Below are 18,949 nucleotides of genomic sequence, written 5' to 3'. Positions count from 1 at the left end.
GGGCGGGGCCGCCGGGCCGCGCCGGGGTCAGCGGGTGGCGTGCACGGTCACGGGCCGGCTGAACGGGTTGCCGCTCTGCATGACCGCGATGTGGCCGACGCCGACGATCCGGTCGGTGCCGGGGACGACGGCCACCTCGGCGAGTCCCAGTCCCTGCCGGGCGCCCTCGCGGACCTCGCCGCCGGTGGGCAGTTCGGGGCGCTTCACCTTGTAGCAGGGGCCGTCGGCGGCCTGGTACCAGAGGTTCTCGTGGAGGGTGCCGGTGTCGCCGTCGACCAGCAGCGGGGGGCGGGTGCCGCAGGCGCCCTCGGCTCCGGGCAGGTCGCGCCAGCGCTTGCCGTCCCAGCGCAGCCGCAGCTCCTCGTCGTCGGGCTCGTCCTCCACCTCGCCGTGGTTGAAGGAGTGCCGCCCGTAGGCGTAGACCTCGTCCGGGGCGACGGCGAAGACGGTGCCGAGCGCGGCGCCCGCCTCGGGCGGGACCGGGTCGGCGAACCGCCGCAGCGGGGTGTCGACGGTCTTCCAGCGGCTGCCGTCGAAGTGGTGGGCGGCGGTCTGGGTCATCTCCTGGCCCTCGCCGCCGATGCCGGGTCCCGTCGAGCGGTGGCCGACGGCCCAGAGGTCGTCGCCGGAGGTGCCGTCGAGGGCGGTGGCGGCCGAGGGCAGCAGGGTGGTGGTCCAGCGGGTGCCGTCCCAGTGGGCGGCCCGGCTGCGGTCGTCGCTGGTGATGTTCCCGGCGCCGTCGTCCTGGTCGGGCAGGTGCGGGTCCTGGAGGAGGGTGACGTCGTCGGGGCCGAAGGCGACCAGGTCGAGCAGGTGGCCGCCGGGCGGCGGGGCGACGGTGGACCAGCGGCCGTCCTCGTACCGCGCGATGACGGGCGTGCCGTTCTGCTCGGCGGTGGTGCCGGTCGCCCAGAGGGTGCCGGGCCCCGCCGCGTCCAGGCGCGGCGGGTACGGGAGGCCGGCGAGGGTGTCGGGGAGCGGCAGGCGGCGCCAGCCCTCGCCGGTGTCGCGCAGCGGGTGGCGGGCCGTGACCTCGCCGTTCTTCTGGTCGTACCCGCTGGCCCACAGGTCGTCGGGGCCGAGCGCGGCCAGGTCGGTGAGCCGGCCGTCCCGGTCGCCGACGTGGTCCAGGCGGAAGGCGGCCGGGGCTCCCTCGGGGGCGGCGGACCGGCCGGGCCGCGCGTCGTCCTTCTCCCCGCCCCCCTGCCCGGCCCCGCAGCCGGTCAGCACCAGCGTGAGCACGGTGAGCGTTCCCGCGCATGCGGTACGGCGCGCCATGGGTCCCCTTCCCCGGGCGGGCCGGGATGGTCCGCCCGCAACTGGCGGGCAGCGTACCCCTGCCGCCCCGGGGCCGCTCTCAGCCCTCGCGGCCGAAGGGGAAGTCGCGGAGCTTGCGCCAGACGCCGTCCGGGCCCTGCTCGTAGAGGGCGAACCCGGTGCAGGTCCAGCTCGCCTCGAAATCCTTCAGCGCCTCGTACGCCTCGTCCATCGCCTCCTCGGCGATGCCGTGGGCGATGGTGACGTGCGGGTGGTACGGGAACTGGAGCTCGCGGGCGATGGGGCCCGAGGCGTCCCTGACCTGCTTCTGGAGCCAGGTGCAGGCGTCCGCGCCGGCGGCGACCCGGACGTAGACCACGGGCGAGAGCGGGCGGAAGGTGCCGGTGCCGCTGAGCCGCATCGGGAAGGGGCGGCCGGTGGCGGCGACCTCGGCGAGGTGGCGCTCGATGGCGGGCACCGTCTCCGCGTCCACCTCGGTGGGCGGGACCAGCGTGACGTGGGTGGGGATGCCGTAGGCCGCGGTGTCGCCGAAGCCGGCACGCCGCTCCTGGAGGAGGCTGCCGTGCGGCTCCGGGACCGCGAGCGAAACGCCGAGCGTTACGGTCCCCACGTCGTACTCCTGTCCTTCGAAGGTGGCGGCGCCGTCCCCTGCCGGACGGCACCGCCTTCAGGTGCGGGCACGGCCGCGCCCGCCGGGTCCGGGACCCTTCAGTGCTTGGCGGGCACCAGGCCGAGCCGGTCGTAGGTCTGCGCCAGGGTCTCGGCCGCGACGGCGCGGGCCTTCTCGGCGCCCGCGGCGAGGATCGCGTCCAGCGTCTCCGGGTCGTCCAGGTACGCCTGGGTGCGCTCGCGGAACGGGGTGACGAAGTCGACCATGACCTCGGCGAGGTCCGTCTTCAGCGCACCGTAGCCCTTGCCGGTGTACTTCTCCTCCAGTTCGGCGATTGTCGCGCCGGAGAGGGTGGAGAGGAGGGAGAGGAGGTTGCTGACGCCGGCCTTCTCGGCGCGGTCGAAGCGGATCTCCGAGCCGGTGTCGGTGACCGCGCTCTTGATCTTCTTCGCGGTCACCTTGGGCTCGTCGAGGAGGTTGATCAGGCCCTTGGGGTTGGCGGCCGACTTGCTCATCTTGGCCGTCGGGTCCTGGAGGTCGTAGATCTTCGCCGTCTCCTTGAGGATGTGCGCGCCGGGGACGGTGAACGTCTCGCCGTACGTGGCGTTGAACCGCTCGGCCAGCGTGCGGGTCAGCTCCAGGTGCTGGCGCTGGTCCTCGCCGACGGGGACCTGGTCGGCCTGGTAGAGCAGGATGTCGCCGACCATCAGCATCGGGTAGGTGAAGAGGCCGACGGTGGTGCGGTCGTTGCCCTGCTTGGCGGACTTGTCCTTGAACTGGGTCATCCGGGACGCCTCGCCGAAGCCGGTGAGGCAGTTCATCACCCAGCCGAGCTGGGCGTGCTCGGGCACCTGGCTCTGGACGAACAGGGTGCAGCGCTCGGGGTCGAGCCCGGCGGCGAGCAGCTGGGCGGCGGCGAGCCGGGTGTTGGCCCGCAGCTCCGCGGGGTCCTGCGGGACCGTGATCGCGTGCAGGTCCACCACCGTGTAGAAGGCGTCGTGGGTCTCCTGGAGCGCCACCCACTGGCGCACCGCGCCGAGGTAGTTGCCGAGGTGGAACGAGCCTGCGGTGGGCTGGATTCCGGAGAGCACGCGAGGACGATCAGAAGCCATGGACCCATTGTCTCAGGTCCGCCGGGCCTGCCGGAATCGGACCCGTCATACCCCGGGGGGTGCCGGGTGTACGGGGAGCGCACGACCCGCGAGCGGGGGCGCGCACCCGGACACGGGTGAGCCCCGCGCGGCGGGCTGCCGTGCGGGGCTCATGCCGCCCTGGCGGGCGGGGGTCCCGGTCATCGCCCCCGGGACGGGGGCGGGGTGGCGTAAGGCGCCGGTCACCAGCGGTACCAGCGACCTCGCTTGCCCCCGGCACCGGCGGAGCGGAAGACGAAGCCCAGGACCCAGACGATGATCACGATCGCCGCGATCCACCACAGGATGTCGAGAGCGAAACCCGCGCCGAAAAGAAGAGCGGCGAGCAGAAGAACAAGAAGAAGGGGCACCATTTCGATCAACCTCCGCAGTATCGGTTTCTCCGTCGAGAGCCCATGTGCCCTCGATCACCGGACAGATTCCCGACACGTTCCTCACAGATTGGTAAAGACGGGAACTCGCAGGTGAGGGCCGCGCAAAGGGCGCGTCCGGCAAATGCGGGGACAGTGAACGCGCGCACGTGAGGAGCCCCTGCGCGCCACCTCACCGGGGCCGCCGGAGGGCGTTTACCGGTGCGGATGTTTGCCGTCCGGATCGTCGGTCATGCGACCCCTCAGAGTTCAACGCCCTCTCTCAAAGGAGTCGCAGACCATGAACGAGAAGCGCATGACCGACGAGAAGAGCAAGAGCCGCGTCGAGCAGGCCAAGGGCAAGGCCAAGGAGACCGTCGGCCGGGCCGTGGGCAACGAGCGACTGGCCGCCGAGGGCCGGGCCGAGCAGAGCAAGGGCGACCTGCGGCAGGCGAAGGAGAAGGGCAAGGATGCCTTCCGCCACTGACCGCCGGGGCCGCGCGGTGCCGCGCCGGGGCGGGCTCGCCGCCCGCCTCCTGCCGGGCCGGCTGCTGGCCGGCCGCACCGGCGCCGCCGCGCTCAGGCCCGGCGGACCGGCCGCCCCGGCGGCCTCGGACCCCCGGGTGTCCCGGCCCAGACGGCCACGCCCCGGCGGAGGGCTGACACGGGCCGCCCGGCGGCTCCTCACCCTGACGGCCGGGGCTTTCCGGCAGAGCGGCAGCCCTCTCCGCCGCTTCCGGGCCCGTCGGCCCGGCTGACCCGAAGGCCCGCTCCCCCTCCCGGCGGGGCCCACCGCGCCTCCCTTTCCTTTCCTTTTCGCGGCGGGTGAGCGGGGACGGGCCAGAAGCGGGGTGGCAGGATTTCCCGATCCTGCCACCCCGCTTCTTCGTGCGCGGAGAAGAATGTCCGAAGCGGCGGACCCGACTCACCACCCCCTCCCTCCACCTCCCCTCCGTCCGGGAATTCACGGACATTCCCCCACCACGTCTCGCCACCCCCGCGCCCTGCCCTCCTTTTCTGTTTCTTCACGTTCCCCGGGGGCATCCGGAGTTCCATGAATTCCTCATCGATGGCACGTGAGGGCCACCGCCGGGCGCGGCGGGCGGCCGACAGCACAGTGGTCTCCGCCGGGGCGCGCGCCGGCTTCGCCGCGCGCGGCGTGATCTACCTGCTGGTCGGGCTCCTCGCGGGCCAGATCGCCTTCCAGGGCGGCGGGAAGCAGGCCGACCGGGGTGGCGCGCTCCAGGAGATGTCCGGGCAGCCCTTCGGCGGGATACTCCTCTGGGTGCTCGGTGTCGCGCTGGTGGGCATGGCGCTGTGGCGGCTCTCGGAGGCGACGTTCGGCGTGGCGGGGCCGGACGGCGGCAAGGCGACGAAGCGGCTGGCCTCCGGGGCGCGGGCCGTCTTCTACGCCTTCGTCGCGTACTCGGTGCTGTCGTTCGCCGCGGGGGAGAAGAGCGGCGGCGGCTCCAGCGACAAGCAGTCGCAGGACATCACCGCGCAGGCGCTGGGGCTGCCCGGCGGGCAGTGGATCGTCGGCGTGGCGGCGCTGGGCGTGGCCGTCGCGGGCCTCGTGGTCGGCGCGCGGGCGGTGCTGCGGAAGTACCACAAGCATCTGCGGATGGGCGCGATGTCCCGCCGTGTCCGCCAGTTCGTGGACGTGACCGGCGTCTTCGGCGGCGCCGCGCGCGGCCTGGTCTTCGCGGCCGCCGGGGTCTTCGCCGTGACGGCGGCCGTCGACTACGACCCCGACGAGGCCAAGGGCATGGACGACACACTGCGCTCCTTCGCGGACACCCCGGCGGGCCCGTGGCTGCTGGTCCTGGTCGCGGTCGGGCTCGCCGCCTTCGGCCTCTTCTCCTTCGCCAACGCCAAGTGGCGCAAGGTCTGAGGGCGGCGCGGGAGGCGAGCCCGGAGCGCGGGGGGGCGCCCCGGACCGGCCGGTCCGGGGGCGCCCGTCGGTGCGGGAGCGTGGCGCCTCAGGGCTTCGGCACGGCGCAGCCCTCGCGGCCGAGGTCGATCTCGCTGCCGGGGCCTATGCAGGGGACGAGGGTGTAGGTCTGCTGGCCGTAGTTGATGCCCTCGCGGACGGTCACCTCACCGTTCTCGTCGACCTCGCACGGGTTGTTGTCGGTGCAGCGGCCGCCGCTCTCGTTGCCCGTGTTGTTGACGGCGACGACCTTGCCGGTGGCGTCGTCGATCACCGGGGAGCCGGAGGTTCCGCCGATGGTGTCGCACGCGTCGGTGTAGCGGACCGAGTCCTTCCAGGTCCAGCTGCCCTCCTTGAGCTGGTGGGCGAAGCCGTCGACGGAGCAGGTGTACGTCCGCTTCCAGTAGCCGGAGGCGACGGTGATCGCGGTGCCCTCGGACGGGCGGGCGGCGTCGAGTTCCAGGGCCTCGATGCCGTAGGCGCTCTCGATCTCGGCGTAGCTCTCGCCGAGCTGGTAGAGGGAGACGTCGGTGTCGGTCATGGTGCCGTACGCCAGCTTGGCGGCGCGGAGCGTGCCGACGCCGTTTCCGGCGCCGTCGAGCAGGGTGAAGGAGCGCGAGGAGGGCTGGTCGACCAGGACCTCGCCGGGCGCGGGGAACCCGGTCTCCAGGCAGTGCCCGTTGGAGAGGACCAGCGCGGGGTCGTCGGCCGAGGCGGACGGGGTGCGCACGACGGAGCCGGAACAGTTGGAGAGCGCGACGGTGCCGGCCAGGTCGACGGCGGCGGGCGCGGGGGCGGCCGGGCCGGGAGCGGCGACGGCGGGAGCGGCAAAGACGCCGAGCAGGGCGGCGGCGAGCAAGGCTCCGGCCAGGGGCTTCTTCATGTGGGGGGCCTCTCTGCGGCCCGTGCCGGACAGGTGGGGGGCGCGGCACGGGCGTGCGGACGAATTGACATGCGCATTGTTGGCGCACACCTTCGGCCGGACAAGGGACCAATTTCAGCCACCGCCCCCGCCAACTCCCCTAAGCTGGCCCTTCATGAGCGCCAGCGAGATCACCCGGACCGAGTGCCGGCAGTGCGGCACCGAGATCTACGGCGTGAACGGCCGCTACTCCTGCGCGGTCTGCGGCTGGGTCAACCCCTGGTACGAGGGCCACGGGGAGCTGCCCACGGCCGAGGACGACCCGGACTGGAAGGGCGGCCGCCGCTGAAACGCGGACGCCGGTACGGCAAGGAGGCCAGGGGAATCGTTCCCTCACCCTCCGCCGCACCGGCGTCCGCGCCCTGCCGGGCCCCTCGCGGGGCTCACTCCTCGTCGGGCAGCTCCAGCACCACCGTCCACACGTCGCCCACCGAGGGCACCTTCATGGTGCGCGTCTCCGCCATGAGGACGTAGACCACGCCGCCGCTGCTGTCGACGCGGTAGGCGTGGGTGCGGGCGCCCTCCTCGTGGACGGCCTCGATCCCGAACCCCTTGGCCGCCACCGTCTCCAGCAGCTCCTTGGCGTTGACCCGGCTCTCCACGGCGCCGAAGTACGGCGCGAGCACCTGCGGCACGATCCCGACGCCGAACCGGCCGAGACGGTACGCCTGGATCTCGATGCCCGTGGCGTGCCAGCCGGTGTCGTACTGCTCGAAGATGATCTCGACCAGGCCGTAGTCACGGCGCAGCCGCCCCCGGCTGAGGCCGTCGGTGTACTCGTAGCCCATGCACCGGTCCCAGACCGCCATGGAGTCGCCGAGACCGGCCCCCCTGATCCGGCCCTCGATCAGTACCTCGGCACAGAAATCCAGCGCGCTCATATCTCTCCTGCCGCTCCTCGCCGTTGACCGGCCCTGTCGACTTCCCTCTTCGCGCCGTCCCGGCGGCCGCGCACCCAGGGTGAGCACAGCAACCACCGCACAACCTCTCCAACGCCCCGGGCACGCGGCGGCAACGGGTCGGCGCACCGCAGAATTTCGCCGGATAACCGGTCAGGGGCGGACGAGTCGGGACGCCCGGGGGGTCACGGTTGGATAACGCCCCCTGCGCGCCGGCTGGCACCGGCCGCCCCGACCGCCTCGCCGGAGAGGGCCGGGTTTCCGGGCCCCGGCCGCGAGCGACGATAGAAAGGGGGCCGCACCCCGGCCTCACCCGCAGCAGGACGAACGGAGATCCCGTGTCTGGTACGCCTTCTGGTACGCACTCCTCCCCCGCTCCCGGTTCCGCGACCGCCGAGGCCATCGACGCCGCCGAGGCGCACAGCGCGCACAACTACCATCCGCTGCCCGTCGTGGTGGCGAGCGCCGAGGGCGCCTGGATGACCGACGTCGAGGGCAAGCGGTACCTGGACCTGCTCGCCGGGTACTCCGCGCTCAACTTCGGCCACGCCAACCCCCGTCTGATCGCCGCCGCCAAGGCCCAGCTGGACCGGGTGACGCTCACCTCGCGCGCCTTCTTCCACGACCGGTTCGCCGCCTTCTGCGAGGAGTTGGCCGCGCTCTGCGGCAAGGACATGGTGCTGCCGATGAACACCGGCGCCGAGGCGGTCGAGACGGCGGTGAAGACCGCCCGCAAGTGGGGGTACCGGGTCAAGGGCGTCCCGGACGGCGCCGCCCGCATCGTCGTCGCCACCGACAACTTCCACGGCCGCACGACCACCATCGTCAGCTTCTCCACCGACGAGGAGGCCCGCGCCGACTACGGCCCCTACACCCCGGGCTTCGACCTCGTCCCGTACGGCGACGCCGACGCCCTGGAGGCCGTCCTCACCGACGACACGGTGGCCGTCCTGCTGGAGCCGATCCAGGGCGAGGCCGGGGTCCTGGTGCCGCCCGCCGGCTACCTGCGCCGGGTCCGCGAGCTGACCGCCGAGCGGAACATCCTCTTCATCGCCGACGAGATCCAGTCCGGCCTCGGCCGCACCGGCGCGACCTTCGCCTGCGAGCACGAGGGCGTCGTCCCCGACCTCTACCTGCTGGGCAAGGCCCTCGGCGGCGGCGTCGTCCCCGTCTCCGCGGTGGTCGGCGACAGCGACGTCCTCGGCGTCTTCCGCCCCGGCGAGCACGGCTCCACCTTCGGCGGCAACCCCCTGGCCTGCGCCGTCGCCCTGGAAGTCATCGCCATGCTCCGCACCGGCGAGTACCAGACCCGTGCCACCGAACTCGGCACCCGCCTCCACAACGCCCTCGCCGACCTCGTCAAGGCCGACGGCCCGGTCCGCGCCGTCCGCGGCCGCGGCCTGTGGGCCGGCGTCGACATCGACCCCGCCGTCGGCACCGGCCGCGACATCTCCGAACGCCTCATGGCACGAGGCGTCCTGGTCAAGGACACCCACGGCTCGACCATCCGCATCGCCCCGCCGCTGGTGATCTCGGCGGAGGACCTGGACTGGGGGGTCGGGGAGCTGCGGGGGGTGCTGGGGATGGCGTAGGGGCCCGGCCCCTCAGAGCCCGGTCGCCCCGGCCGCCCCGCCCGCCAGCTCCTTCACGTACCGCCGCCCCGCCGTCCCGTTCCGCAGCACCGTCTCCCCCGTCACCGTGAAGCCGGCGCGGGTCAGCACGGTGTGGGAGGCGAGGTTGTCCAGGTTTGCCTGGGCGCGGAGGGAGGTGAGGGCGTAGTCGGTGGCGGCCAGGTGGCAGACGGCGTGGGCGGCCTGGGTGGCGAGGCCCTGGCCCGTGGCCGACTCGGCCATGCGGAAGCCGAGTTCGGCCTCGCCGTCTTCGATGTCCATCAGGTTGAAGCGGCCCAGGATCGTGGTGCCGTCGTCGGCGACCAGGACGTGGAAGTGGTCGGTTCCCTCGTCCTGGTAGGTGAGAAGGGCCTGGTGGCGGGCGGGGAACTCGGCGAAGTAGGCGTCGCCCCGGTCGCTGATGGTGCGGGCGAACCAGGCGCGGTTCTCGCGTTCGAAGGCGAGGAGGGCGGGGGCGTGGTCGGCGCGCAGGCGCTGGAGTTCGGGCACCGGAGACTCTTTCGGAGCGGGTCAGAGGATGACGTGCGGGAGGAAGCGGGCGTAGCCGTCGGTGACGGGCCCGGACGATTCGCGGATGCCGAGCCCCGCGGCCTCGTCGGCGACGACCCAGGCGCCGAGGACGACGTGGTTGGTGGGGCTGTGGGCGCCGGGGGCCGGGGTCGACAGGTCCGGCAGGAGGGCGAGTTGCTGGTAGCAGCTCGGGCCGGTGGCGGGCGCGGGGGTCGGCGTCTCGCCCGGCTGGTGGAGGGTGACGCCGGCGCCTTCGCGGCCGAGCAGGGGCTTGGTGACGTACCCGGTGGTGGCGGCGAGTTCGCGCGGGCCGTCGAGGTAGGAGGCGAGGAGGTTGGGGTGGCCGGGGTAGAGCTCCCAGAGGATGGCGAGGAGGGCCTTGTTGGAGAGGAGCATCTTCCAGGCCGGTTCGATCCAGAGGGTGGAGCCGGTGCCGCCGCCGTTGTCGAGGGTGTCCAGGACGTGCGGGCCGAACTCGTCGGTGGCCAGCCACTCCCACGGGTACAGCTTGAAGCAGCTGCGGATGAAGCGGAGCCGCTGGTCGACGAAGCGGTGGGAGAGGCTGTCCCAGCCGATGTCCTCGACGGCTATCGCCTCGGTCTCCAGACCCGCCTGGACGGCGGTCTCGCGCAGGTAGGCGACGGTCATCAGGTCCTCGCCGCACTCGTCGTCGATGGTGTGCGCGAAGTGCACGGGGCTGCCCGGCGGCAGCAGCGCGGCCTGCGCGCGCCAGGCGTCGACGAGCCGTTCGTGCAGGGAGTTCCACTGGTCGGCGCCGGGGAACCGCTCCTCCATCCAGAACCACTGGGCACTGGCCGCCTCCACCAGCGAGGTGGGGGTGTCGGCGTTGTACTCCAGCATCTTGGCGGGCGACCCCGACCCGTCGTACCAGAGGTCGAACCGGCCGTACAGCGAAGGCAGTTCGGCCTTGCGGTGCCAGGCCTCGGTGACGAGTGAGGCGAGGCGCGGATCGGTGATGCCGAGTTCGGCGAAGCGGTCCTTCTCCACGATGTGCGCGGCAGCGGCGAGGCACATCGCGTGCAGTTCCTCGACGACCTCCTCCAGCGCCTCGACCTCGGCCAGGCTGAAGGAGTAGTACGCGCTCTCGTCCCAGTACGGGCGGAGCGTGTCGTCGGGGTAGCGGGTCAGCGGGTAGATGACGCCCTGGGCCTCGACGGTCTCCTGCCAGCCGGGGCGCGGTTCGATGGTGTGGCGCTGCATGGGGGTGGTCCGTCCTGTACGCGGCGGGCGCGGGCGGCGCGGCCCGCACGGGCGGATGGGCAGGGGGTACGGGCCCGGGGGCGCGGCCTGACCGGCGCGCGCCCCGGGCGTGTGCGCTGCTGCGAGTGGAGGCGGGGGCGGCCGGTCAGCCGCCGCCGCTGCCCTTCCCCGAGCAGCCGAAGCCGCCGGAGCTGACCGAACTCTTGTTGAACGAACCGTCGCTGGCGTACCCGCTCTTGCTGTCGCCGCCGTAGTACCACCCGGCGTTGGAACCCCGGTCGCTGCCGTAGCGGCCGCTGCCCCCGGAGCTGCCGCCCCCGCCCGTCCCGCCGGTCGAGCCCGAGGAACCGTTCCGGCACTGGCTGGAGTCGACCACCTTGTACCCGCCGCCGTACGAGTAGCTGTTGCGGTCCACGCAGCGACGGTCGGGCTCCGAACTGCACGCGGCGAGGGCGGCGGCCAGCACGCCCATCGAGCCCAGCGCCACGGTGCTGGAGCGCACCCGGCGGCGGGCCGCCTTCTTGCGCCGCTGCTTCGCCGCCTGCTCCCCGGAACCGGAGTTGCGCTCCCCCGCGCCGGACTTGGTGAGGCGGACCGGCGCGGGCGGCCGCTCGTCGGCGACCAGCGGGTCCTGCGGTGCCGTCCCGCTGCCCGGGCCGGTGGCCGGGCGGGCCACGGGCGCGTCCAGTGCCCTGACGGCGGGCACGGTGATGTTCTCGGCCATGCTTGTCTCAGCTCCCCGTTCGTCTCCCCTGGCGACCCCGCCCAGGACACGCGTCCTCCCCCGGGGTCGACAGCTCTTTTCGGCCGCCGCCCTGGCGTGGCGTCCGCCGTCCGCGGCGCCGTCCCGGCGGGGCCGACCGGCCAAGGGGGCCCTGACGGGGGCTCCCTGACCGGATCTCGCCTTTATGCGCAGCCTACGCCGCTGCTCTCAGAAGGGACCCCGCGGGAGGCCGCACGGTTCCGCCCCGGCCGGAAACAGCGGGCGTATGGCCGTCGGGGCTCGCCTCAGGGCAGGCACCGGCAGAGCGTCTCCAGCGCGCTCTGCCAGGCATGGTCCGGCGGCCGCCCGTACCCGATGACCAGGCCCTCCGGCACCGGCCTGCCCGCCGCCTCCGCGTCCGGGTGCCGGAACCAGGAGAGCCCCTGCACCCCCAGCCCGTGCCAGGCCGCCGCCCGCAACACCTCGCTCTCGGTGCCGGACGGCAGCAGCAGCACGGCGTGCAGCCCGGCCGCGATCCCGCCGACCCGCACCGAGGGCGCCCGCCGCGCGAGGGTCGCCACCATCTCGTCACGGCGGCGCCGGTACCGCAGCCGCATCAGCCGCACCTGCCGGTCGTACGCCCCCGAGGAAAGGAACTCGGCGAGCGTCAGCTGATCCGGCGCCCCGCACGTGTCCGCGTACCCCTTGGCCGCCAGCACCTCGTCCACCAGCCCTGGCGGCAGCACCAGCCAGCCGAGGCGCAGGCCGGGGGCGAGCGCCTTGCTGGCGGTACCGAAGTAGGCGACCCGGTCCGGGGCCAGCCCTTGCAGGGCGCCGACCGGCCGCCGGTCGTGCCGGAACTCCCCGTCGTAGTCGTCCTCCAGGATCAGTCCGCCGGTCCGCCGCGCCCAGTCGACCACCGCCGCCCGTCGCGCCGGCGAGAGCGTGCCGCCCATCGGGAACTGGTGCGTCGGCGTCAGCAGCACCGCCCGCTCCCCGCCCAGCCCCGCCGGATCGGTCCCCTCCGCGTCGAAGGGCAGCGGAACCGTCCCCACCCCCTCCTCCGCCAGCCACTCCCGGTGGAACCGCAGCCCGTACGTCTCCACGGCCACGGTGCCGGGCCCCTGCCGCCCGCCATGCCCGGCCCGCGCCGCCAGCACCTCCGTCACCAGCTTCAGCCCGTGCGCCACCCCGGCGCACACCACGATCCGCTCCGGATCGGCGGCGACCCCTCTCACCCGCGCCAGGTACTCGGCGAGCGCCGCCCGCAACTCCGGCCGCCCGCGCGGATCGCCGTACCCGAAGGCGTCGTTGGGCGCGGCGGTCAGGGCCCGCCGGGCCGCCTTCAGCCAGGCAGCACGGGGGAAGGCCGACAGGTCCGGCGTCCCCGGGGTCAGGTCGTGCGCGGGCCCGGCCCGCTCGGGGACCCGCACCGGACGCTGACGACGCGGCACCGACGCGGCAGGACCCGCCTGCTCGGCGACCCGCGTCCCGGAACCCTGGCGCGCGGTGAGATGCCCCTCGGCCACCAGATCGGCGTAGGCGTCGGCCACCGTGTTCCGCGCGATCCCGAGGTCGCCCGCGAGCGTACGGGACGAGGGCAGCCGCGTACCGGGAGCGAGCCGCCCCGACCGCACCGCCTCCCGCAAGGCGTCGGTGAGCCCCTTCCGCAGCCCCGGCCCGGCCGGCTCCAGATGAAGGTCGATGCCGAGATTGGCCCAAGATTCCGTCACGGAAATGGACCATACCCCTGGGCTGTCCCCCACCTAGGCTCGAAGACACGAACCACCTGAACCACCCGGACCACCTGAACCGACACAGACCGGAAAGATCGGGGACACCACCACCATGACCACCGAGAACACCCCCGCCTCCCCCACCACTCCCACCACCGACACCTCCCCCGACGAGAAGACCGCCGCCTACCTGCCGGAGCACACCCCCCGCATCTCCGTCGCCGAACTGGCCCCCGACCTCTACCGCGCCCTGGCCCGCGCTGACGCGGCCACCCGCAAGGGCCTGGACCCGGTCATCGGCGAACTGGTCAAGATCCGCGCCTCCCAGATCAACCACTGCGCGTTCTGCCTCGACATGCACACCAAGGACGCCCTGGCGATGGGCGAGTCCGTCGAGCGCATCGTCCAGCTCAGCGCCTGGGAGGAGTCGAAGCACTACTACACGGCCAAGGAGATCGCCGCGATCGAACTGACCGAGGCCATCACGGTCCTCACCGACGGCTTCGTCCCGGACGAGGTCTACGCCCACGCCGCCGAACACTTCGACGAGAAGGAACTGGCCCACCTGATCGGCGCCATCACGGTGATCAATGCCTGGAACAGGCTGTCGGTGGCGGCGCGGAATGTGCCGGGGCATTACGTGCCGGGGTCGTTGGGGTAGTGAGGGGCTGCGGCTACGGGGCGGGGGGGGCGTAAGCGGGGGTCCGGGGGGGGCTCCCGCTTTGCCTTTTGCCGCGGGGTGGGTGGAGCAGACGCCGACGGTGGTGAGGCTGGGGGCGGGGCAGGAGGGGGCGGGCAGCGTGGGCACGGCGCCGCTTGGTGGGGCGGCCCCTGCTCCGTCGTGATCGAGTCGAGCTGGTGCCGTGGTCCCGGTGCGGGCGGGGATGGGCCCGCACGAAAGTCCGTGGTCGTTACACGGTGGGGAAAGTCCGGTGCGCAACGAACTGTTCGCTGGTGGGCATCCAGTGCTGGCCGCACCTGGGGCAGTACCAACGCCAGTTGTCCGGATCGTTGCGGAGGTAGGTGGTGTCCTTCCAGAGGAGGCCGTGGATGTCGGAGTGGCACGCCCGGTCGGGGCAGGGCGGGGGAACGGGGGTGGTGCGCGGGCGAGTTGTGGTGAGCATTGCGGCCTCCGTGACTCGGTGGGGTCAGGAGGGTGGAACGAGGGGGTGCGGGGGCTGGGTGTGGGGCCGGGATGAGGTGCGTTCGTTCGCGTGGTGATTCGGCGATGTGGTTCCGGGGGTGCCTGGAGTCTGCTCTCGCTTCACGCGGGGCGGGCGTCGGCGTGGCATCGGCGCGGGCGGTCGACACGCCGTACCCCGGACCGCTGGGACAGCCCCACGCCGTTCCGGCCCCCGCGTGGCCTCGACTGACAGCCGCCGCCCCCACCTCACCCTCCCCTGCCGCATCGAACCGGGGCACAGTCACACCACCGGAGCGCCGAGCGATGACGCCCATCCGAGTCGCCCCCACCTCACCCCCGCCCCACCTTGCTCCCCCCACCCCCGCCCCCTAGCATGAATGCGCTTTCACAACGGTTGAGGCGGGCTGGGGCGGGGGTTCGCAGTGGCGCGGTGGACGCGATGGATGCAGGGAACGCGGTGGACACAATGCGCGCAGTGGACGCGGTGGACGCAGTGGTCGGAATGTCGTGATGGGCCGGATGGGATGAGGGCAGGGGCGCGTGGGTGACGGGGTGGCGGGGACGCCGACGGTGTATGACGTTGCGGGGCGGGCGGGGGTGTCGATCGCGACCGTGTCGCGGGTGTACCGGAGTCCGGAGTCGGTGCGGGAGGCTACGCGGGAGCGGGTGCTCGTGGCGGCGCGGGAGCTGGGGTATGTGCCCAGTGGGAGTGCGCGCGGGCTGGCCAGCCGGTCGACCGGGGTGTTGGGGCTCTGCTTTCCCGACTACTCCGACCCGGACGCGGAGAGCGAGGCGGCCTCGGTGGACGCCGATGACGACCACGCCTTCATGCTCTACTCCGACCAGATCATCCGGGGTATGGAGCGGGCCGCGCGCCGGCACGGGTACGCGCTGCTCATCGCCGCCTCGCTGACCGGTGGGCCGGAGAGTCTGGTGGCGAAGGTCGCCGGGCGGGTCGACGGGTGCGCGGTGCTGGCGCGGACGGTGCCGACCGAGGATCTGGAGGTCATCTCGCGGCGGCTGCCGGTGGTGATGCTGGCCGGTCCGCCCGAGCAGGACGGCCCCGGCGGGCTCGACCGGCTCGACCACATCGAGGTGGCCAACGCCGACGGCCAGCGGGAGCTGACCCGGCACCTCATCGAGGACCACGGGCTGCGCCGCCTCACCTTCGTCGGCGGGATCGAGGACTCCCCGGACGCCGAGGCGCGGTTCGCCGGGTTCCGGGACGCCTGCCGGGCGGCGGGGCTGCCCGTGCCGGACGAGCCGGATCTGCGGGCCGAGCTGATGACGCAGGCCGGGGGCGCGCGGGCGGCGGAGGAACTGGTCGACCGGGCCGGGCCGCGCGGGCTGCCCGAGGGCGTGCTCTTCGCCAACGACCAGATGGCGGTGGGCGCCCTGCACGCCCTGGCCGGCCGGGGTCTGCGCGTACCGGAGGATCTGGCGGTGACCGGGTTCGACGGGATTCCGCTCGGGCGGCTGGTGCAGCCGGCGCTGACCACGGTCCGGCAGCCGATGCGGCGGCTCGGCGAGGAGGCGGTGGAGCTGCTGGTCAGGCGGCTGGCCGAGGAGCGGCGCGGGGAGCCGGAGTCGCTGGTGCTGCCGGTCGAGGTGGTCCGCCGCGCCAGCTGCGGCTGCGGGCACGAGGCGTAAGCAGGGGCGGGGCGGGCGCGCGTACGCTCCGGTCCATGGACAACCACAACCACGACTCCACGGAGAAGGCCAAGCGCCCCCGGATACTGATCTCGGTCGACATGGAGGGCGTCTCGGGGATCGTGCATCCCCGGGAGACCAATCCGGACGGGTACGACTACGGGCGGGCGCGGGCGTTGATGACCGCCGAGGCCAACGCCGCCGTCGCCGGTGTGCTGGACGCCGAGCCCGGCGCCGAGGTGTGGGTGGCCGACGCGCACGGGTCGTACCGGAATCTGCTGCCCCAGGAGGTCGACCGGCGGGCCCGGCTGGTGCGGGGCAAGCCGCGGCCGCTGGGGATGCTCGGCGGGATCGACGAGCGGACGGACGCGGTCCTCTTCGTCGGCTATCACGTACGAGCGGGCGCGGGACCGGGCGTCCTCGCCCACACGATGAGCGACGCGCTCCTCGACGTACGGGTGGACGGGCGCTCGCTCGGCGAGATCGGCCTCAACGCGGCGATGGCCGGGCACCTCGGCGTACCGGTGGTGCTGCTCAGCGGCGACGACGCGGCCTGTGCGGAGGTGCGGGAGCTGGTGCCCGGGGTGCGTACGGTCGCCGTCAAGGAGGCGCTGGGCCAGTTCGCCGCCGCGGGCCTGCACCCCGAGGAGGCGCGGGAGCGGCTGCGACGGGCTGCCGCCGAGGCCGTGGCCGGGCGGGAGGAGGTCCGGCCGTTCGCGCTGTCCGGTCCCGTCGCGGTCGAGGTCGATCTGGCGGCGGCGCACACGGTCGACCTGGCCGTGCTGATCCCGGGTGTGACCCGCGCCGAGGGCGCCCGCAGCGCTCGTACGGTCGCGTTCACCGCCCCCGATTTCGCCCAGGCGTACCGGGTCGTGCTGTTGCTGGTGCAGCTCGGGAGCATCCGGCCGGCGTAGGCCACCGCCGCCGTAAGGGGGCTGCGTCGGGACGGGGCGGAGCTGGCCGAAGAAGGTGCTCAGCCGCCGGAGTCCACCCCCGAGCGGCGCAGCGGCTCCCGCCAGAACCTCTGGGTCGCGCTGGCTGAAGTAGCGCTGGCGAGGGACGCGTAGTCCCCGGCCCAGGAAGCTCCCTGGGCGGCGCCGAGCCCCGCCGAAGGGAGTCGGGGTGCTTCACCCCATCGGGTCATCCCTGTTCAGAGGCGTCCCACAGGTCTTCCAGCGCGGCGTTGACGCGCTCCGGCTGCTGGGTGTGCGGGTAGTAGCCGGGGACGACGAGGTGGGCGGCGCCGGTCGCTTCGGCGGTCTCCTCGGCGCAGGCGATGAGCGGGAGGCCCGCGTACGTGCGGTACGGCTCGGGGGCGCCCTCCCAGTCGCCGGAGACCAGGAGCTTGGGGAAGGCGGCGCGGGCCAGCGGGACGAGATCGATGTCCGCGTCCCAGCACGGGAGTTCGGCCATGGTCGTGGCGGCGGCGCGCAGGCGGTCGGGGGTCGCCTCCGGGATCTCCATGCCTACGGACTCGGTGGCGCCGCGCAGGAATTCGGCCGGGGTGAGGTCAGGCGGCATGGCGGCGGTGGCCGCGCGGGCCCGTGCCAGCGCCTCGGCCACGACCGGGTGCCGCTCGGCGGGGCGCAGGGCGCCGGGCTGGATCAGCGTCAGCGAGCGGACCAGGTCGGGGCGGCGTACGGCGGCCGCCATGGCGCCGACCCCGCCGTACGCGTGGCCGACCAGGTGGGCGCCGGCCCCGAGCAGCCCCACGATGTCCTCGGCGTCCACCGCCCAGTCGCTCCGGGCGATGTCCGGGCTGCGGCCGTAACCCCGGCGGTCCATGAGGAGGAGCCGGCGGCGGGCGGCCAGGGGGCGCTGGGCGGCGAAGCCGTAGCGGGGATCCGTGCCCCAGGTCAGAATGCCGTGGACGAAAACGACCGGCCAACCAGCCGCAATCCCCGCGGTATTGAGGCGGTGGTCCCAGACGGTGGCGTGCACCGGGAGCCGGGGCTCACCCGGACTCCGGCTGCTGCTGGAAGCTCCGGACATCTCTGGTCGTCCCCCTCGGGCCGGGTACGTCGAACGAACGGGCCCGACCAGTCTGCGCCACCGGGCGGTCACCGGTACCACTCCCGAACCTCGCACACGCGGAGCCGAGTTCAGAGACGCGCGAAGAACTCCCGGTCGGCGCGCGCCAGTCCGGCCGCCTCATCGGCCGCGCCGGGGTGGTCGAAGTGCCCGGCGCTCAGGACGTGCAGCGTGCGCAGGTCGTCCGGCAGGGCATTGTGCACGGCGAACTGGCCGGGTGGCGGGACGGCCGGGTCGAAGAGGGCGGCCGCGACCAGGGTGGGGACGCTGACGAACGTGGCCGCTGTGGCGGCGTCGAAGTAGCGCAGTACATCGACGACTTGGGGATGGTCGCGGTGATGGCGGCGGACGGACTCGCCGCTTCCGGCGCAGGGCAGGGTGAGGCGGAGCGGGTGGTTGCCGAAGGTGGGGACGGTGAGCCGGGCGGCGGCGAACCGGTCGTCCCAGGGCAGGGCGAGGGCGCCGAGGCCGCCGCCGAAGCTCTCCCCGAGGTAGCCGAGCCTGGGGCCGGAGGGGTGGCGGGACAGCTCGGGGACGAGTTCCAGCAGGGCCGAGGCGGCGCACCACAGGTCGGCCACGCACGCCCCGATGACGTACGTGTCGCGGGACGCGATGCCGTGCAGCACGTGCGCAGCGGCCACCGAGGGCACCCCGGGCAGACGCGAGCGCTCCCCCATGCCGCGTACGCAGGGCAGCAGCGCCGCCGAGCGCGGCAGCGGCAAGGGCAGATCGGGCCCGGGCGCGTCCCGCCCGCCGTACCCGTGCCCCACGACGAACCCGTGCTCGACCGGCCCGTCCACGGGCAGCGCGAGCCACCCCCCGAGCCGCACCCCACCCACCGAACTGAACGACACCCGGCACACCCGCACCCCGTCCCGCACCTCCTCCACCACCCCCACCTCAGGCGCGGTGTCCACCTCCAACGCCTCCTCGTACCGCCCCCGCCAGAACCCCTCGAACCCCTCCGTCGCGACCGGCACCCCAACCCGCAGCAACTCCTCCACCCCGTACCCGTACGACGGATCAAAGGAATACCCGTGCCGAAACCCGGCCCCAGAACCAGCAACACCTGAGAACGATGACGACGCCATACCGCCGACTGTAAACACCGCCCAGAACCCAGCACCGCCCGACGAACAGCCCGGCCGGCGCTTGAGGCCACCTTGAAGCCGCACCGGAAGCG

Annotated in this window: 20 protein-coding genes; 8 read left to right on the top strand and 12 right to left on the bottom strand. The window is 73.5% G+C overall.

Annotated elements, in window-relative coordinates:
* Positions 1 to 27: 27 nt before the first annotated feature.
* From OIM89_RS19465 to OIM89_RS19450, 4 genes are all read right to left on the bottom strand, one after another.
* The gene (locus OIM89_RS19465) at positions 28 to 1,278 is read right to left on the bottom strand and encodes a hypothetical protein (RefSeq protein ID WP_264491473.1); all 1,251 of its coding nucleotides are present in this window, start codon (positions 1,276 to 1,278) and stop codon (positions 28 to 30) included.
* Positions 1,279 to 1,357: 79 nt separating this feature from the next.
* Positions 1,358 to 1,888, bottom strand: a complete 531-nt coding sequence (locus tag OIM89_RS19460) for a 2'-5' RNA ligase family protein (protein WP_264491472.1) — start codon at positions 1,886 to 1,888, stop codon at positions 1,358 to 1,360.
* A gap of 98 nt (positions 1,889 to 1,986) precedes the next feature.
* The gene (trpS, locus tag OIM89_RS19455) at positions 1,987 to 3,000 is read right to left on the bottom strand and encodes a tryptophan--tRNA ligase (RefSeq protein WP_030699721.1); all 1,014 of its coding nucleotides are present in this window, start codon (positions 2,998 to 3,000) and stop codon (positions 1,987 to 1,989) included.
* Between the two features lie 221 nt (positions 3,001 to 3,221).
* Positions 3,222 to 3,392, bottom strand: coding sequence for a hypothetical protein (locus OIM89_RS19450; protein ID WP_008405281.1), 171 nt, complete (start codon positions 3,390 to 3,392; stop codon positions 3,222 to 3,224).
* 298 nt (positions 3,393 to 3,690) lie between these two features.
* Between OIM89_RS19450 and OIM89_RS19445 the strand changes: the two genes are divergently transcribed.
* From OIM89_RS19445 to OIM89_RS19435, 3 genes are all read left to right on the top strand, one after another.
* Complete coding sequence (locus tag OIM89_RS19445; protein WP_023419080.1) at positions 3,691 to 3,876, top strand: CsbD family protein; 186 nt, start codon at positions 3,691 to 3,693, stop codon at positions 3,874 to 3,876.
* Positions 3,860 to 4,147 (top strand): hypothetical protein, encoded by a 288-nt coding sequence (locus OIM89_RS19440; protein WP_217685966.1) that lies wholly within the window; start codon positions 3,860 to 3,862, stop codon positions 4,145 to 4,147. The genes OIM89_RS19445 and OIM89_RS19440 overlap by 17 nt, the downstream gene beginning before the upstream one ends.
* 311 nt (positions 4,148 to 4,458) lie before the next feature.
* Positions 4,459 to 5,280, top strand: a complete 822-nt coding sequence (locus OIM89_RS19435) for a DUF1206 domain-containing protein (RefSeq protein WP_372587992.1) — start codon at positions 4,459 to 4,461, stop codon at positions 5,278 to 5,280.
* A gap of 88 nt (positions 5,281 to 5,368) precedes the next feature.
* Here OIM89_RS19435 and OIM89_RS19430 read toward each other — a convergent pair whose 3' ends face one another.
* On the bottom strand, positions 5,369 to 6,202 hold the full coding sequence (locus OIM89_RS19430) for a S1 family peptidase (RefSeq protein WP_030699718.1): 834 nt from the start codon (positions 6,200 to 6,202) through the stop codon (positions 5,369 to 5,371).
* Positions 6,203 to 6,356: 154 nt separating this feature from the next.
* On the opposite strand from OIM89_RS19430, the gene OIM89_RS19425 reads away from it, so the two are divergent.
* The gene (locus tag OIM89_RS19425; RefSeq protein ID WP_023419076.1) at positions 6,357 to 6,530 is read left to right on the top strand and encodes a hypothetical protein; all 174 of its coding nucleotides are present in this window, start codon (positions 6,357 to 6,359) and stop codon (positions 6,528 to 6,530) included.
* Between the two features lie 94 nt (positions 6,531 to 6,624).
* On the opposite strand, the gene OIM89_RS19420 is transcribed toward OIM89_RS19425, so the two are convergent.
* The gene (locus OIM89_RS19420; RefSeq protein ID WP_030699717.1) at positions 6,625 to 7,122 is read right to left on the bottom strand and encodes a hypothetical protein; all 498 of its coding nucleotides are present in this window, start codon (positions 7,120 to 7,122) and stop codon (positions 6,625 to 6,627) included.
* A 356-nt stretch (positions 7,123 to 7,478) separates the two neighbouring features.
* Between OIM89_RS19420 and rocD the strand changes: the two genes are divergently transcribed.
* Complete coding sequence (gene rocD, locus OIM89_RS19415; protein WP_264491471.1) at positions 7,479 to 8,732, top strand: ornithine--oxo-acid transaminase; 1,254 nt, start codon at positions 7,479 to 7,481, stop codon at positions 8,730 to 8,732.
* Between the two features lie 12 nt (positions 8,733 to 8,744).
* Here rocD and OIM89_RS19410 read toward each other — a convergent pair whose 3' ends face one another.
* The 4 genes from OIM89_RS19410 to OIM89_RS19395 form a co-directional block, all read right to left on the bottom strand.
* The gene (locus tag OIM89_RS19410) at positions 8,745 to 9,260 is read right to left on the bottom strand and encodes a GNAT family N-acetyltransferase (protein WP_151169291.1); all 516 of its coding nucleotides are present in this window, start codon (positions 9,258 to 9,260) and stop codon (positions 8,745 to 8,747) included.
* 21 nt (positions 9,261 to 9,281) lie between these two features.
* Complete coding sequence (locus OIM89_RS19405; RefSeq protein WP_264491470.1) at positions 9,282 to 10,502, bottom strand: glutathionylspermidine synthase family protein; 1,221 nt, start codon at positions 10,500 to 10,502, stop codon at positions 9,282 to 9,284.
* A 145-nt stretch (positions 10,503 to 10,647) separates the two neighbouring features.
* Positions 10,648 to 11,226, bottom strand: a complete 579-nt coding sequence (locus tag OIM89_RS29885) for a hypothetical protein (RefSeq protein WP_319802330.1) — start codon at positions 11,224 to 11,226, stop codon at positions 10,648 to 10,650.
* 284 nt (positions 11,227 to 11,510) lie between these two features.
* Positions 11,511 to 12,938 (bottom strand): PLP-dependent aminotransferase family protein, encoded by a 1,428-nt coding sequence (locus OIM89_RS19395; protein WP_030699712.1) that lies wholly within the window; start codon positions 12,936 to 12,938, stop codon positions 11,511 to 11,513.
* A 115-nt stretch (positions 12,939 to 13,053) separates the two neighbouring features.
* On the opposite strand from OIM89_RS19395, the gene OIM89_RS19390 reads away from it, so the two are divergent.
* The 3 genes from OIM89_RS19390 (at position 13,054) to OIM89_RS19380 (ending at position 16,649) form a co-directional block, all read left to right on the top strand.
* Positions 13,054 to 13,602, top strand: a complete 549-nt coding sequence (locus tag OIM89_RS19390; RefSeq protein WP_030699711.1) for a carboxymuconolactone decarboxylase family protein — start codon at positions 13,054 to 13,056, stop codon at positions 13,600 to 13,602.
* Positions 13,603 to 14,655: 1,053 nt separating this feature from the next.
* The gene (locus OIM89_RS19385) at positions 14,656 to 15,735 is read left to right on the top strand and encodes a LacI family DNA-binding transcriptional regulator (protein WP_030695831.1); all 1,080 of its coding nucleotides are present in this window, start codon (positions 14,656 to 14,658) and stop codon (positions 15,733 to 15,735) included.
* A gap of 35 nt (positions 15,736 to 15,770) precedes the next feature.
* Positions 15,771 to 16,649, top strand: coding sequence for a M55 family metallopeptidase (locus tag OIM89_RS19380; RefSeq protein WP_264491469.1), 879 nt, complete (start codon positions 15,771 to 15,773; stop codon positions 16,647 to 16,649).
* Positions 16,650 to 16,875: 226 nt separating this feature from the next.
* Here the strand turns inward: OIM89_RS19380 and OIM89_RS19375 are convergent, their stop codons facing one another.
* Positions 16,876 to 17,727, bottom strand: a complete 852-nt coding sequence (locus OIM89_RS19375) for an alpha/beta fold hydrolase (RefSeq protein ID WP_264491468.1) — start codon at positions 17,725 to 17,727, stop codon at positions 16,876 to 16,878.
* 110 nt (positions 17,728 to 17,837) lie between these two features.
* A complete protein-coding gene (locus OIM89_RS19370) occupies positions 17,838 to 18,758 on the bottom strand; it encodes an acetylxylan esterase (RefSeq protein WP_175458250.1) in 921 nt (306 codons plus the stop codon).
* Positions 18,759 to 18,949 lie beyond the last annotated feature (191 nt).

Origin of the sequence: Streptomyces sp. BI87 (assembly GCF_025957665.1) — a bacterium.
In the GTDB taxonomy this organism is placed as follows: Bacteria; Actinomycetota; Actinomycetes; order Streptomycetales; family Streptomycetaceae; genus Streptomyces; species Streptomyces albidoflavus.
The sequence above is the reverse complement of the archived record's forward strand: the minus strand, read 5'-3'. Positions and strand labels throughout refer to the sequence as shown.